Source organism: Candidatus Omnitrophota bacterium, from assembly GCA_030688425.1.
Lineage (GTDB): Bacteria > Omnitrophota > Gorgyraeia > Zapsychrales > JANLHA01 > JAUYIB01.
Window position 1 is genome coordinate 157,010 of record JAUYIB010000007.1, and the last position, 16,169, is coordinate 173,178.

The window sequence follows — 16,169 nt, forward strand, 5'->3', positions numbered from 1 at the left end:
GAAGCAATTGGCGGCGATCAAGATCGTGATCACCGAGCGCGAGACCGCCGTTCCGGTCATCTTCCGCCTCCTGTCGCTCAAGGACAAGGACAAAGACGCCGTGAAGAAAGAGTTGGGCGATGAGCTCGACAAGTTCGTGAAACAGGCCGGCTTCAAGGACGCCAAGGATTTTGTCAACAACGTGTTCAGTCCGGATAACAAGGTCAAGCGCATCAAGCTGGTCCGCAAGATGATGAAGGAAATCAAGGTCATGGACAAGGACGAGAAGTTAGGCACCATCAGAGAAGAATTGAGCCAGAAATACCGCGCGATCTTAAAGATCAAGCCCGGCGTCAACGTTCCGGCGGTCACCCCGGTGGTCCCGGCCGGCGTCACCCCGGCTCCGGTCATGCCGGTGCCGCCGGTCACGCCGTCCACCATGCCGTATTCGAACCTGCCGGTGCCGGCCGACAAGCACCAGGCCGCCAAGATCGCCTACACCGCCGGCCAGGAAGACGTGATCGCCAGGGTCAAGGTCACCATCACCAACGACGAAGTCAACCTGGTTCTGGTCTCCGGCCAGCTCGAGGACGCCTGGAGAGAAACGCTGATCCGCAAGCTCCGCAGACTCGTGCAGGCCCAGAGAGCTCCTCCGCGCTTCACGCTGACATCCGAATTCACGGTCGAGATCACCACCAAGATCTCCGCCAATGACCTCGTTCGGACGCCGGCAGGCCTGCCGTATGTCGCCGCCGCCGACATCGAGAACAAGCGCGTCATCCTTCATCCGTTCTTCTTCGAACAGAACAGAAAAGATCAGTTCCGCATCATCTATCACGAACTTGTCAGCCACATCACCCGCGGCATCCGCGATGAAGATCTGGCCCAGGCCGACACCAAGGCCTTTGTCATCATCACCCTGTTCGAACAGCACACAGGCATTCTTGAAACCCTGACGACCATGCCGAAGTTCGCGGCCGAGGTCGCCTCCACCCGCAATACCCTGGTCAAGTTCGCCAAAGTCGACCAGGGCGCCAAGGCCCAGCTCGAAGCCCTGACCGCCGCTCTGATCGACCAGATGAGCCGCCAGGTCAGAAGCCGCGGCATCACCGATCTCTTGAGATACAGCGAGCGCTTCGCCAAAGACAGAAAGAACGAAGACCGCAAGAAGGCGGTCCTGATCTCCGGCGGCACGGCCACCGGCACGCTCTGGGGCAAGGTCTTCAGTATGATCCCGGGCCTGAAGGACGTGGACATGGTCGGCGTGGTCAGCAACGTGGACGACGGCGGCAGCAGCTACACCATCGTGAAGATCCTCAATGAGGCCGGGTTCGGCATCATTCCTCCTCCGGGCGACCAGATCAACACCCTGCAGGGCCGCATGAGCTCAGACAAGCGCGAGCACATCATGGGCGACAGCGGCCGCCTCTCGTCCGACGAAGTTCCGGCCAGCTTTGTCGAAGGCGTGTTCAGCTTCGTGAAGAAGACCCTCGAAGACCTCGAAAACGTTCCGGCGGTCGAGACCGACTTCTTCTACTTCGTGAGAATGCTGCTCGAGGCCGTCCGGCACGTGGATGAATTGAACGAGCAGATCCGCGCCATGAACCACGCCCGGGCCGCCGAGCAGAAGTTCGCCGAACTGCCGGTCGCCGGGGCGAGCATCCGCAACCTCTACCTGCTCGGGTTCTTGAGAGAGTTCGGCTTGCTCCGCGAACCGGCGCCGGCCAAGGTCAACAAGTCCGCGGTCGACACCTCCGAAGAACAGCTGGCCTACGAGAAGGCGGCCAAGGCCATGGCCAAAGCGGCCGGCGTGAACGAGATGTATGTCACCGTTTCCAGCTTCGATCCGAAGACTGAATACGTCAGATACCGCGATTACACCCTGCTCTACAGAACGGTCAGCAAGACCGCGGTCAGAGACGTGCTCCTGAAGAACGTGGCCGAGGCCGCCGACCTCGAGCCGGAACGCCGGCAGGAACTGGTCAACATCCTGTCCCGCATCACCGATGCCGATTACAAGAAGGTCAAGAAGGCCCTGGCGAAGTTCGGCATCAAGACAGAAAACGATGTTGCCAAGGTCATGGCCAAGAGCTTGCCGGATCATTCCATCCGCGCCGTCGTGCTGGGGATCGCCCGGAAGAACGACGTGAATTGGCTGCGCGTCGAAGTTCCCGAGCTTGACAGAAAGCTCATGGTCGAGGAATACGTTCCGGTGAGCATGGATCTCCTGGATGAAACGTATCCGCAGGAGATGACGCCGACAGCCGCCATTCTCTACGGCAACAGCATCCATCTGGTCATCAACGGCGGTCTCTACAGGATCATGGACGCGGATATCAACAACATCCAGCTGGCGAAGATCGAAAGTTTTGAAGGCAAGCCCAGCATCACCAACGAGATCGCGCTCGCCGCGGACGGCACGGGCCGCGCCAAGGTGTTTGAAGGCAAGGGCGGCGTTGAAGACATCCGTCCGCTGTTCGAGATCGAATCCGGCGACGTGTCCCTGCAGATGTATCTGCGCTCCAAGCTCGTGAATATGCAGACCAACATCACCGAGACCATCAACTTCTCGAAGATCGAAGAAGCCGGGTTCCTCGAAAGAGGCCTCGGGCTGAACGGCCAGGTGCCTGCGATGCCGGTCCGTCAGCTGCCGAACGAAAAGGTGCTGGAAGAGATCCTGAGCGCGAAGAAGGGCGACATCATCATCATCGGGCCGGGCAGCTTCTACACGTCCATCCTGCCTCACTTCATGGTGGACGGCCTCGCCTCGGCCCTGCACAGAGCCAAGAGCAAGGGCGTCAAGGTCATCATGCTGATGAACGGCACGTATGACAACGAGACCGTGAACTATAAGCCGGTCGAACTGCTGGAAGCGCTGACAGAGGCCGTGGGCATGAGTTTGGACCGCGCGTTTGATTATGTAATGGCCGCTGAGTTTGAGACAGATGAAGCCATGGCCGCCCGCTCGAGCAATCCGGCGAAATTCTTGGCGACATTGCACCCGGTCGTGCATGCCGAGATCAGAGACGATATGAGTGCAAGCTCAGTGAGCGCCAAGAAGAACCGCGGGGCGATGATCTATCATGCCGAGGACGTGGCCGAAGTGACGGCGAAGTGGCCGGATGTGAAGATGTATCTGGTGAAGCAGGCCCTGGCGCTCCTGGAAGTCCAGAAGAGAACGGGCGGCAAGGATTACCGCGTGCTGTATGACATCAACAAGATCGCCGAAGCCGTCAGAGACGTTTATACCCAGGGCCAGACGCACACCTACAGCGCGCTTCCTGTGGCGGTCGGCAAGCATGACGCGGCCAAGGCGAAGTATTTCGCTTCCAAGCGCAATCAGGAACGCGAGATTGATTATGCCGAAGGCGTGTGGGGGATGGAAGGCGTCCATTTGGCCGGCGGCCAGGCGCAATTCAACACAGAATGGGCATTGATCCGCGAGGATTTGGCCCTTCTGCAGAAGGCCGTCCGAGCCCCGCCGGCTTATCTCAAGAAAATTATTGACCGCTTGGGTGAATTCAAGATTGTCCTGACGACCAATCCTTCCCACTTACGTGATAATCATAGCAGGAAAACCTTCTACGCAGCGGCGGTCGATATTGCCGCCCGCACGGTTTATATACATCCGATCTACTTTGCCCTCATCGACCAGACCAAACGTATCGAGATCCTCTATCATGAACTCTTCAGCCATATTGTCCATAACGAAAAGAACGAGCACAAGGCCATGGCCGATACGCTTCGGTTCCGCGCTTCCCGCCGATTGTGGCAGGACCACGGGACCGCCTTCTCGCCTGCGGAGGTGGAAGCCCTGACCAAGGTCGGCGGCCGGTTCATGCGTCAATACCTCTCCGAACTGGCCGGCAAGCCGTCCCTGGCCGCAGGTCATTATGACCATATGGATCAGCGCAAAGAAATTCTGGATGAGGCCAAACGGTCCATAAGCCATCCGGAGGAATTCACCGATGAAGCCCTGATGACCAAAGGGCATACCGAGGGTGGGGTGTTCAAGAACCATGTGCGTATCGAGATCCGCGGCAACGGGACCCAGGTCGCCCTGCGCGGATTCATTGATCCTTTGCGCGATGAATACAAGAAATTGATTACGGATGAACTGCAGGCCTTGACCTTTATCGTTAAGAAAGGCGGCGAAGCCACGCTCGAGTTTAACGTCCGTAACGTTGACAAGGCCCTGGCGCTTCATTACCTTGTCCGCAACTTCAACGATTTGCTGGATCTCATGGGTTACACGCCCGGCCTCATCGATGCACGCGCCACACGGACGGTGGCGACTGCCGACGGCGACGGGACCACCTACGGAAAACCGAATAAGACCCAGCCGATCTTCGCGGACAGCGCCGCCCGTAAAGACCTCCTGGACTTCCTCTCGATCGGCGGCGTGTATGTGGTCATCTCCGGCAATGACCTCAACCGCACAGCTCATAGGATTTTGACAAAGAATGGCATTCCCAAACATCTGCGTAACCGTGTCCTTATCTTCGCCAACGGTGCCGCAAATCTGGCGATATTCAACAGACATGGAGAATTGGTTGAAACCGAGGGGTATCGCCTGAATGCCCTGCGCGAACTCAAGCAACCGGTCGACATGAGCCGGCTGGATATCATTTATCTGGGTGATAACGGCGAAGAGAGCGGCAATGATTTTGTCGCCTTCAAGAAAATCGGATTTGACCGCGCGGTGTCCGTGTCCAATAAAGCAAGCAAGGACATCGCCAAAGAACTCCATCGTAACCGGGTGGGTGGATTGGAAACAGGCACGGCATTTGTGCTGAAGGCGGCTGTGCGGATTGCCAGAGATTTGGCCGCCGCCGGATTGAAACAGCGGCTCTTTACGCCGCAGAGACTGGCCCTGATGGTCATGCAAGCCCGCGAATGGATGGGCATCCGGGCGGCGCAGATGACGCATCCGTATAGCCAGACGGCCGTTCCGGTGGAGAAGCACCAGGCGGCGGTGGGGGCGTTCGGTGAGAAAATCATCGTGAAGGCCAAGGTTGTGGTGACGGGCGAGAGCGTGGGCATTGAGGTTGTGGAAGGTCAGTTTGAAGCGAATTGGAGAAATGTGATCAAAGACCTCGCCGCCCGCCTGGCCAGGTCCCAGAGAGCTCCTCCGGGCTTCAGCATGCCGGCCGAGTTCACGGTTGTGGTCACCACCGAAACCGGCACCGGCAAGCTGGTCGCCTCCCCGGAAGGCCTGCCTGCCGGCCAGGCAGGCACGCCTTACATCGCGGCCGCCAACATTTCCGCCAAGGAAGTCCTCGTCCATCCTTACTTCTTCGAAAGAGCCAGCACCGAGCAGTTCACGATCTTCTACCACGAACTCATCAGCCACATTGCCAAGGGCATCAGCGACGAAGCCGCCGCCCAGGCCGATACCCGGCGATTCAAGGATGCTATGGCCTTCCAGGCCATCAAAGCTGACGATGAGACGGCCGAAGAAACTATTAGAAGAACTGAACGGGAAGAGCAATTGTGGCGGGCTCATGGGGTCATCCTGCGCAATCGCGAAACAGCGCAGGGGATCATGATCCTGGGCGTGCCGCACTCCGGGAAGTCCAATGTGACCAACCTGCTCTTGGAAACCGGCCGCTGGGAACTGATCACGAACAACTTTATCGAATGGACCACGGATGGGCAATTCTTATATGCCGGGTTCAGATATTCCAACCGGCCGGAGATCTTCTGGTATCGCGACAGAGAAGGCAAGAAAGTCATCAAATCCCAATATGTCGATCAGCGGGCCTGGGTCAGGATCGCCCAGGTGTATGTGTTAGTCAGAGAGAACGTCACGTGCGCATGCGAAATCGGCCTCCTGCCGGGCGTTGAGCAGGGCTGGAAATCGCCTCTGACAATTGGCAGCGAGGTTTTGACGCCAACGACAATATCTATATCCGGCGGTGAGTTCTCCGCGGCCGCCAACCGGATCGAGGAAACCTTCCCGCAGACCGGCGCGGACGCGCAGGCCGAGCGGAAGATCGAGCGACTCAATGAGTTCTACCGGCAGCATCAATTCAGCCGGACAGCGGCTTTCGTCTTTGTCAACGGGGAAGAAGCCGTGTTGATCGTGATGGGCTCGCAGCTCGAAAGACAGACGCTCTATGAAGAGGTGTTCCGCAATGATCCGATTGAGCTGCGCAAGCATGTCGGCAGAAAATACGGCCTCGAATTGCGCGGGTGGTTTGTCCGGGAAGACGACAAGCACGTGCTCGTGCACATCGTTGAGGGCGATGTGTATGTTTACCTGCACAAGGAACCGGCGACAGCGGTGAAGGTCACCCGGATCATCCTCGGCAGCAGAGATTACTTCGGGGACGAAGCGGCCATGAAGAATGCCATTATGAGCAAGGCCGGGAAAGAGCTGATGGTCGGCACAATCGGCGAACCGTTGGTGACGGAAGAAGAGAAGGCCGCCCGTTTGGCAGTTGCGAGCAGTGAGAGCACAGAATATGAAAGCACCACCTACGAGAGTTCCGAGAGCAGCAGCGATGACGATGATTCCGCCGCGAATTACGGGAGCGAGGAAGGTCAAGATTCGTATGACCTGCCGTCTAACGAATCTCCTGCCCAAGAAGAAGATCCAAACAGCTGGAGGGATGATATGTATCCCTATTCCAAGCTCCCGGTGCCGGCCGACAAGCACCAGGCGGCGGTGGGGCAGTTCGGCGAGAAGGACATCGTCAAGGCGAAGGTGACGATCAGCAACGGGCAGGTGAATGTTGCGGTCATCGAAGGGCAGTTCCAGGGCGGCTGGGAAGCGGTTGTGGTTGAGCAGATCAAGCGGATGGTCAACGCCCAGCGGGCACCCCCGGTGTTTACGCTCCCTGCTTCCTTCACGGTGATCGTGACGACTCTGGCCGGCAACGGCCTGCCTGCCGATCAGGCAGGCCGTCTGGTCGCCTCTCCGGAAGGCCTGCCGTATGTGGCCGCCGCGAACATCGCCGCCAAAGAAGTCATCTTCCATCCGTTCTATTTCGAACAATCCATCAGCAAGCAATTTGAAATCTTCTACCATGAGCTGGTCAGCCACATCGTCCGCGGCATCACTGACGAAGCCGCGGCCCAGAACGATACCCGGCTCGCCATGCTGGGCTTCTCGCTGGACAGCCAGTTCAACGGCATGGCCGGCCAGCTTGGCAATGAAGCGGCCCGCCAGGCCTTCGAAGCCGAGCTGAAGGCCTACGCCGAAGCCGTCCTGCCGGTCCAGCCGGAAACCTACGAAGCCCGCGTGTTGGGCCTGCTGGAAGCCGCGGCCATGACCAACACCCAGGACCATCTCCTGACGGCCCTGATCCATGTGGAAGAGGCCGACGGCTGGTCAGCGGCGGTCAACGCCGACCAGATGAATGACCTGGTCCGCAAATACCATCCTCTGGCCATCGAAGAGGCCTTGAGAAGGAACGTGATCGTTCCGCAGGCCTTCGCGTCCGACAAGTTCAAGGCCTACGGCAGAGACGAGCTGGCGGCCATCCTCCTGACCCGGATCGATCATGAAGACGTGAGCGTGGCCACCCAGGCCATCAATCTTCTGGGGCTGGTTGTCAGCGAACAGGCCATCGACGCTCTGATCGAGCGCGTGAAGCGCGCGGCCGACCAGCCGCTGTTCGGCGTTGAAGAAGCCCGCGTCAAGTACCGCAAGTCCGAGCACACGGCCCGCGACAAGCAGGAGCTGGAAGCCGTCGAGAACAGGGCCGCCGAATACGTCGAGCGCGGCCTGTTCATGCTCAACGCCCTTGAAGACATTTTGACCGGCATCCTGCAGACGTCGTCGCAGGTGAATGTCGTGAAGATCCGCAAGGCGCTGATCGAAGTCCTGCACAACAGCCGTACCCGCGCCGAAGGGTATTACTGGCTGCGCGAACAGACCGCCTACATCCTGCGCCATTTCAACGACGCCGCCACCGAAGCCGCCCTGGCCGCCGTGGCCGACGTCCGCCGCGCCGAAGGCCGCGCCGAGCCGGTGACGGTGCTCATGACCGAAGCCGAAGCCGCCAACCCGGTGCCGTTCCTGCAGACCGCCGCGTCCTACACCCGCGACGCCATCAAGAGACGCCGCGTGCGCGAGCAGATGATGAACGTCAACGACGCCGCCGGTATCAAAGAGCAGTTCGACCTGACCGAGCCCAGGACCGTGGGCTTGAGCGCCATGGCCGACCTCATCTGGAACCGCGGTCTGGATGTGGAGAAGAGACGCCAGGCCATCGAAGCCGCCGCGGAGATCGGGTATAACGCCGTCGGCCTTCTGGATTCCCTGCGCTGGATGGTGGACCGCCGCAAGGAACTGGACAACACCACCGCCCTGCCGGTCATCCTCATCCGCCAGGCCCAGAAGACGCTGATCGCCTTTGCCGGAGCCCTTTATGAATTGAAGATCCAGAATTCCGCTCTGCCGGAATCGGCCAAGATCGCCTTCCAGCAGCGCATCCAGCAGGCCCGCCGGACGCCGGAAGCCTATATCCCGGCCCTGCTCGAGTCCATCGAATCCATCGTCAACAACCTGCACCAGCTGGCCGAGGTCACGGTGTTGAGACGTCAGCACAAGCAGATCGTGGAAGGCCAGCCCGAAGCGGTCATCATCTCCGGCGGCGGGGCTTTGGACACCTTTGTCCGCGCCATCCGCAAACTGCCGCAGGACCTGGTGCTGGATCCGAACGGCCTCATCGCCATCCTGCAGTCGCCGGACGACGATGGCGGTTCGACCAAAATTCTCAAATGGATGTTCCTCTATTTCTGGGGTGTCCGTCTCGTGGCTCCGGGCGATGCGGCCCGCGCCATGCTGACCGGCGCTCCGAAGTGGCTCAAGGTCATGGCCGACCAGCGCTTCAGCGTGAAGGACAACTTCCAGGGCGCCACGCTCTTTAGCGAGGTGACCGAGCGCGCCCGGAGTATGAAAGATGCCATCGGCCAGGACAACGCCGAACAGGCCAGGGCTTGGGTCCTTTGGGCGCAGTGGATGGTGGAAGAGCAGGAAAAGAAGGCCTTGCAACAGCTTCAGTTGGCGGAATCAACGGAAGAAAACGCGGCCGCCCGGCAAGCCGTGGACGAAGCCGACCAACTCAAAGAGCACTTCGCCATTGTGAAAGCGCAGATCATCGAGCTTTACAACATTGTCGACAACAACCTCACCCGTCCGGGCCTGCTGAACCTGGCCGGTAACAGCTTGCGCAACCTGCTGTTGATCGGCAGCTGGATGCACGCCCAGGGTTATGAAAAAGACCTGGTCAACGACGCCGGGATTTACGCCGGGATGAGGCACCTTTCCGAAATCCTCGGGCTGAACACCATCGCCCTGCCGAGCTTCACCGAGTCCAACGTCCTGGTGGCGCAGTACCGCGACGGCATGAGACGCTACGGCCAGGACCACATTTCCCACGTGCCGCACGTGACCGCCCAGGTCGGCAACCGCATCGAGCGCATCAGCTACCTGTTCCCGAGAAGCGGCATCTCCACCCGGTCCGGCACGCCGATGGAACAGGCCAAGCTCATCGTGGCCGGCTACACCGACTTCACCAGCTTGATGGCGACCCTGCTCCTGCACAAAGAGCTCCTGCAGGAACTCAAAGAGAGCAAGGCTGTGCGCGTGTTCTTCATGAACGCGGTCTACGACGAAGAAACCTCCGGCCACAGCTTCCGCCGCATCATCGAGAAGATCGAAGAGCACATCTCCGAGACCATGGGCAGCAAGCAGAGATTCGGCGATTACTTCGACGTCATCGTGGTCAACGATTACGGCAAGCACGACGAGGCGACCCGGGCCGCCTACAACGCCGGCTCCAACAAGGGCGCCATCCGCGCTCCGGCCTACGGCCTGGATTGGCTGGAAGAGCAGGGCGTCAAGGTGGTCAATGACGTCGAGACCATGATCTCGGTCAAACAGCCGGCCCGCGACCCGAAGGCGCCGCCGATCTTCCGCATGATCGCAACGCCGGAACGCGTTCAGCAGGCGATCATCAAGGCCGTCCAGGCCGCCCAGGCCCGCGCCCAGCAGGCCCGTCAGCCGAGCCGCAAGGGTTACGCCGCCCACATGGACAAGGAAGAGATCTACCGCGAGGCCCTGCGCATGATCGGCACGTTCCGCAACGCTTGGGCCGGCGAGTTCTACCGGTTCTTCCTCGACAACAAGGAATCCCGGGAATTCGTCGAGAATTACAAAGAAGTTCTCCGCCGCCTCCTGTTCGAAGAGGACCGCGAGAACGTCCGTCACGGTGTCTCCTGGATCATCAGCCGCGGCGAGTTCCTGGGGTTGGTCAGACATGACCTCCTGTGGCAGACGCCGGACGACCAGCGCACCGTGCTGGATATCATTCATCGTCATTTCCACGCCGGCCAGATCATCACCGAATTCGTCCGGCAGCAATCCCTGACCCACGAACAGATCGTCTGGGTGGCTGTCCAGCTGACCGCCGTGCTGGACAAGGAAGACGTGACCAGCAATCAATATAAGAGGGCCCGTTACGCCGTCAGCAAGATCGGTGAAAACGCGGATCTTGTTGCGGTCATCAACGGCCATAACCAGCAGTTTGAGCATATGCAGGCCGTGATGCAGTCCAAGGAAACGCATCCGTATTCGCAGATCCCTGTGCCGGCGGACAAGCACAGTCAGGCCAAGAGCGCCTACAGCGACGGCCGCGAAGACCTGGTCGCGAAGTTCAAGGTCATCATCGCCAATGAAGAAGTTCACGTGATCCAGGTGTCCGGGCTGGCGAACAATGCCTGGAGAGAAACGCTGACCAGCCGGATCGAAAAGCTCGTGCAGGCCCAGCGCGCCCCGCCGCGCTTCACGCTCCCGGCGGAGTTCATGATCGAGGTCACCACCAGGGTCTCGCCGAGCGACCTGGTCGCCAGCCCCGCAGGCCTGCCTGCCGGCCAGGCAGGCCTGCCTTACATCGCGGCTTCTGACATCAACAACAAGCGTGTCATCCTCCATCCGTTCTTCTTCGAGCAAGACGGCAAAGTTCAGCTCAAGATCGTCTATCACGAACTGGTCAGCCACATCACCCGCGGCATCCGCGACGAGAAGATGGCCGTCACGGATTCCGAGGTCTTCGCAGTGATTTACGGCCTGCGCAGCAACGTCCGGTTCATAGAGACCCTGACCACCAGCCGCGATTACGCCGCCAGGGTCGCCGCGGTCCGCAACATGCTCGCCTATTTCGCCAAGTCCACGGGCGACCAGGGCGCCCGGATCGCGCTGGATGCCCTGACCACGGAACTGATCGTGCACATGAGCCATGACCAGGTCGGGAAAAAGAGCATTTCCGAGCTGCTGAAATACAGCCAGCGGTTCGCCAAGGACAGAAAGAACGACAGCCGCAAGAAGGCGGTCCTCATCTCCGGCGGCACGGCCACCGGCACGCTCTGGGGCACGGTCCTGCGCATGATCCCGGCCCTTCAGCACGCGGACATGGTCGGGGTTGTGGGCAACGTGGACGACGGCGGCAGCAGTTATACCATCGTGAATACCCTCAACCGGGCCGGGTTCGGCATCATTCCTCCTCCGGGCGACCAGATCAACACCCTGCAGGGCCGCATGACCTCCGACAAGCGCGAGCACATCATGGGCGACAGCGGCCGCCTGCCGGCGGACAATGTCCCGGCCAAATTTGTCGAAGCCATCTTTGAAGTTGTCCGCAGGACCCTGAACGACACGGAAAACGTCACGGTCATTGAACCCGACTTCTTCTATTTCGTCCGGATGCTGATCGAAGCCGCCCGCCACGTGGACGAGCTGAACGACCAGATCCGCGCCGTGAACCAGTCCCGAACGGCCGGCGAAAAGGTCGCGGAATTGCCGGTCAGGCAGGTCAGCATCCGCAACATCTACCTGTTAGGGTTCCTGAAGGAATTCGGGCTTTTGAACAATCCGTCCGACGCCAAGATCAACAGGCCCGCCGTGGACACCGCCGAGGAACAGGCGGCTTACGAGCAGGCGGCCAAGGCCATGGCCCGGGCGGCCGGCGTGCATGAGATGTACGTCACGGTCTCCAGCTTTGATCCGAAGACGGAATACGTCAGATACCGCGATTACACCCTCCTTTACCGCGTGGTGGACCTGAACGCCGTCCGTAAGGTCATCAGCGACAATATTGAGGAAGCGGCTGACATGGAGGAAGCCGCCCAGGCCGCGTTGCTCACGTATCTGAGCCGCATGATCGAGCCGGATTACAAGAAGGTCGCCGAAGTCCTGGCGAAATTCGGCCTCAAGAAAGACGACGATACCCTAAAGGTCATTGCCCGGATGCTGCCGGACCATTCGATCCGCACGGTCGTCTTCGGCCTGGTCCAGACCGGGGACGGCGCGCGGATGCGCGTCCTGTCGCCGGAGACAGGCAGCGTTCAGTATGCCGAGGAGTGGCAGACCGTCGTTCTCGACCAGCTGGACAAGAATTATCCGACGGACCTCCTGCCGGTGGCGGTGAGCCTTATCCATGGCAAGCTCCACCTGGTTGTCGGCCGCGACCTTTACCGCGTTGAAGATTCGGATATTAACAACATCCGGCTGCTGCAAATTGAACGGGAAGGGAAAGAGGAGACCAAGGTCACGGCCGAGATCGGCCTGGCCGCGGACGGCACGGGCCGCGCCAAGTTGTATGAGGGCAAAAGCGGGGTCGAAGACATTCAGCCGCTGTTTGAGGTGGCGGCCAGCAACGTGTCTCTGCAGATGTACCTGCGCTCCACGCTGGTGAAGATGCAGACGAATATCACCGAGACCATCAATTTCTCGAAGATCGAAGAAGCCGGGTTCCTCGAAAGGGGCCTGGGTCTGAAGGGCCGTGTGCCCGCGATGCCGGTCCGTCAGCTGCCGAACGAGAAGGTGCTGGAAGAAATTTTGAGCGCCAAGAAGGGCGACATCATCATCGTGGGTCCGGGCAGCTTCTACACCTCGATCCTGCCCCACTTCATGGTGGACGGTCTCGCCTCGGCCCTGCATCGAGCGAAGAGCCGGGGTGTCACGGTGATCATGCTGATGAACGGCACGTATGACAACGAGACGCTGAATTACAAACCGGCTGAATTGATAGATGTGTTGACCGAAGCCGTCGGCATGAGTTTGGACAGCGCATTTGATTACGTGATGGCCGGCGACAGCGAGAGCGAAGAAGTGATGTATGCCAGAAGCCGCAATCCGGCGAAGTTCAAGGAAACCCTGCACCCGGTGGTCCATCCCGAGATTCGTACCGATATGGGCGCCGCTTCCGTGAGCGCCAAGAAGAACCGCGGCGCGCTGATTTACCGTGAAGCGGATGTGGCTGAAGTTGCGGCGAAGTGGCCGGAAGTTAAGGTCTATTTGATCAAACAGGCCCTGGCCCTCCTGGAAGTCCAAAAGAGAACGGGCGGCAGGGATTACCGTGTGCTGTATGACGTCAAGAAAATCGCCGAGGCCGTTCAGGATGTTCACAGCCAGGATCAGACCACGCACCCCTATAGCCAGACGGCCGTGCCGGTGGAGAAGCACCAGGCGGCGGTGACGAAATTTGGCACTAAGGATATCGCGACGGTCGAGGTCACGGTCAATGGCGAGAAGGTGACGATTGAACCTCAATCGGGCGCGCTTGAAGCTGGTTGGGAAGGCCAGATCAAGGATCGCGTGCTGTCATTAGTGAAGGCTTCACGTGCGCCGCCGGCGTTCAGCGTCCCGCAGGCCTTCACCGTGATCGTGACCACCAAGACCGGCAAGGGCCGCTTGGTCGCTTCGCCGACCGGCGCACCGTATGTGGCCGCCTCGCATATTCCTTCATCGAGCGTATTGTTCCATCCGTATTATTTCGATACGCAAGTCAGTACCGCCAAGCGTCTCGAGATTTTCTATCATGAGTTGATCAGCCATATTACGCATAACGAAGCCGATGAATCCCGCGCCATGGCGGATACGCAGGAATTCATGACGAATATGTTCGAGGCCGAGGCCGTGCGAGTAGCAAAGGGCAAGGCGACGAGGACAGGGGCATCAGCGGCGCTCGCGCGTCGCTTCGGCCCAATCAACGATCGCAAGGAGAAGGAAAAAGGGGGGGTGTTGAATGCTAATCCCGAGTCGGCAACGGGATCAGAAAATTTTATCAGGCGTGATGACTCTAGTCTGCCGTATGTTGAACTTACTGACCCAGCGAATAAATTTAGCGGAAGAGGATTTATTTTTGCCGAAGACCAAGAAAATTACTTTATCATCACCGCGGGACATGTTGTTTTTGGGATAAAGGAATTAGTAGTCAAGTTTGGGTCTCGACATGGAATTCCTGATGGGCGTGCTTTTTGTTTGATTGAGCCCCGGGAAATGCCGTCCAATAATTTGTGGGGAGAAGATCATAAAAAAGATTTTGCTATTTTGGTTATGCCGAAAAAAACAAACATGCCGAGAATTTCTCCTCTTTCTTTAGCCTTGGATTTCAGTGGAGAAACTATAGCATTCCTGAATTTGGCGCAATTGGGGACCCTGGCACAAATAGCGTCACCGGATTCAGCTATCATAATGGCAAAACAACCGTCAGGATTATTTGGAAACGGTTCATTAGCAGGCTTTTCAGGCGCTCCTATTGTTGTTCTATTTGATGATGGGATATTGCGAGTTATTGGAATCCATCACGGCTCGACCCCCTGGTCTTCCCACGGCCTATTATTAACACGGCATTTATTTGAGGAAGAAATACTTCTGCTTTTACGCGATAAGAAGCCTGATCAAACGAAATTTATTCTGAAAAATTCAGATTTAAGCTGCCTTCGAGGTCTGCGCAAGGCTATTGAGAAAATATTAGACGACACATCCCGCATAACGCCAACTGCTATTCCAGCGGCAAGGCAGGGCAAGGGAGTTGCGTCATCCTCCCAACATGGTAAACGAGCGCTGCCGTTTGAATCCTTGCCGTTGACCGCACAAGAACTCGCCGAGGCGATTCGAGTGGACGGCCAAGGTCAGGCTAAGGTGTTGGGCACGGCAAGGGTGCGGTTTAGCGAAGGCCAAGCAGTAATTCTCTCCCAGGATGCGGGCTTTGCGCCATTTGTCGGTTCGCTTAAACCCCGCATAGAGGCCGCCGCACGCAACCATCGTGGGCCTCCGGTCAGGGTGACAATTAATGTTACGACCAATCCTGAGGATGTAAAAGTCGGCTCTGACTATTACATTGCAAGGACGGAAATTACTTGTCCAATCCCCGGCGCGTTGTATTTTGCGCCTCCTGTATACGAAGGTATCGTCAATATCCACACCAAGTTCTTCCGTCTTACCGCAGAAGATCTCGCGCGTATTAAAGATATCCGCTTCACCACCGTCGAAGAAGCCCAGGAAGGCATCCTGGTTCATGAGATCATCAGCCATATCACGCACAACGAATCCAACGAAGAACGCGCCATGGCGGATACAAAAATGAATCTCGCTGCGGCATCGAGCCAGCCGGTCCGGCACAACATCTATTCCAAGACGCTCACGGCGTATATCGCCAAGCTGCAAGCTGAGCATCCCAAGGACAGAGCTCGTCTTGCGATTGCCAAACAGTGGGAGAAACTTGCCTTGGCTTTGAGGAAAGAGGAAAGGAAGATTGATGGCAAACCGGTTGCGTGTTGTGAAAAAGAACCTTACCTTGGTTGGCAGGTTATGGAGAATATGAATTTATATAATTTAAATGACGACCTTCGCGCTTTTGTCAGACAGCACGAAGAAATCCATCTAGACTTTATCAAGCAAGATAAAGACAGGACTTTTGATTCGGAAGAAGCATTGGAGTTTGCCGTTTTTGAAGAACAACTCCGCAGGGAGATCAGCTTAAAGCAAAGAGCCCAAGACTTCCGCAGACTAGGGATCAGGATTTGGTTAGATACGGCAAGTTTGCCGAGAGAATTGACTGCGTCCAATAGAACTTGGTTTATGCATGATATGAGACCGGTGAAATTTGTGCCGATCTATGAAGCTAAGGATATTAAAAAGGCCCAGGTCGCCCGATTGGAATATCCTTTGGCACAGTCGGCGGAGCTTGATGATCAGAGCCCGAAAGCGAGAAATACCGTGATACTAGTAAACGCCATTCGCCGTAATGGCGTTTTGCAGCCGGTTTTGATAAGGAAATTTACACATAAAATACGTGATCAGGAGTGGAGGGAGTTTGAGCTTATCCAGGCGTTATCGGTTCTTGGGTGCGGGCCGAAGTTCTACGGAGTAGTTCTTGACGCTCGCGGAGACATCT

At 58.0% G+C, this 16,169-nt stretch carries 1 protein-coding gene (cut by both window edges); it reads left to right on the forward strand.

Positions 1-16,169, forward strand: part of the annotated coding region (locus tag Q8Q08_00405) for an inositol monophosphatase family protein (GenBank protein MDP2652474.1) (this coding region is incomplete at its 3' end). The annotated region is longer than the window, extending 90,269 nt past the left edge and 36,312 nt past the right edge; 16,169 of its 142,750 annotated nt are in view.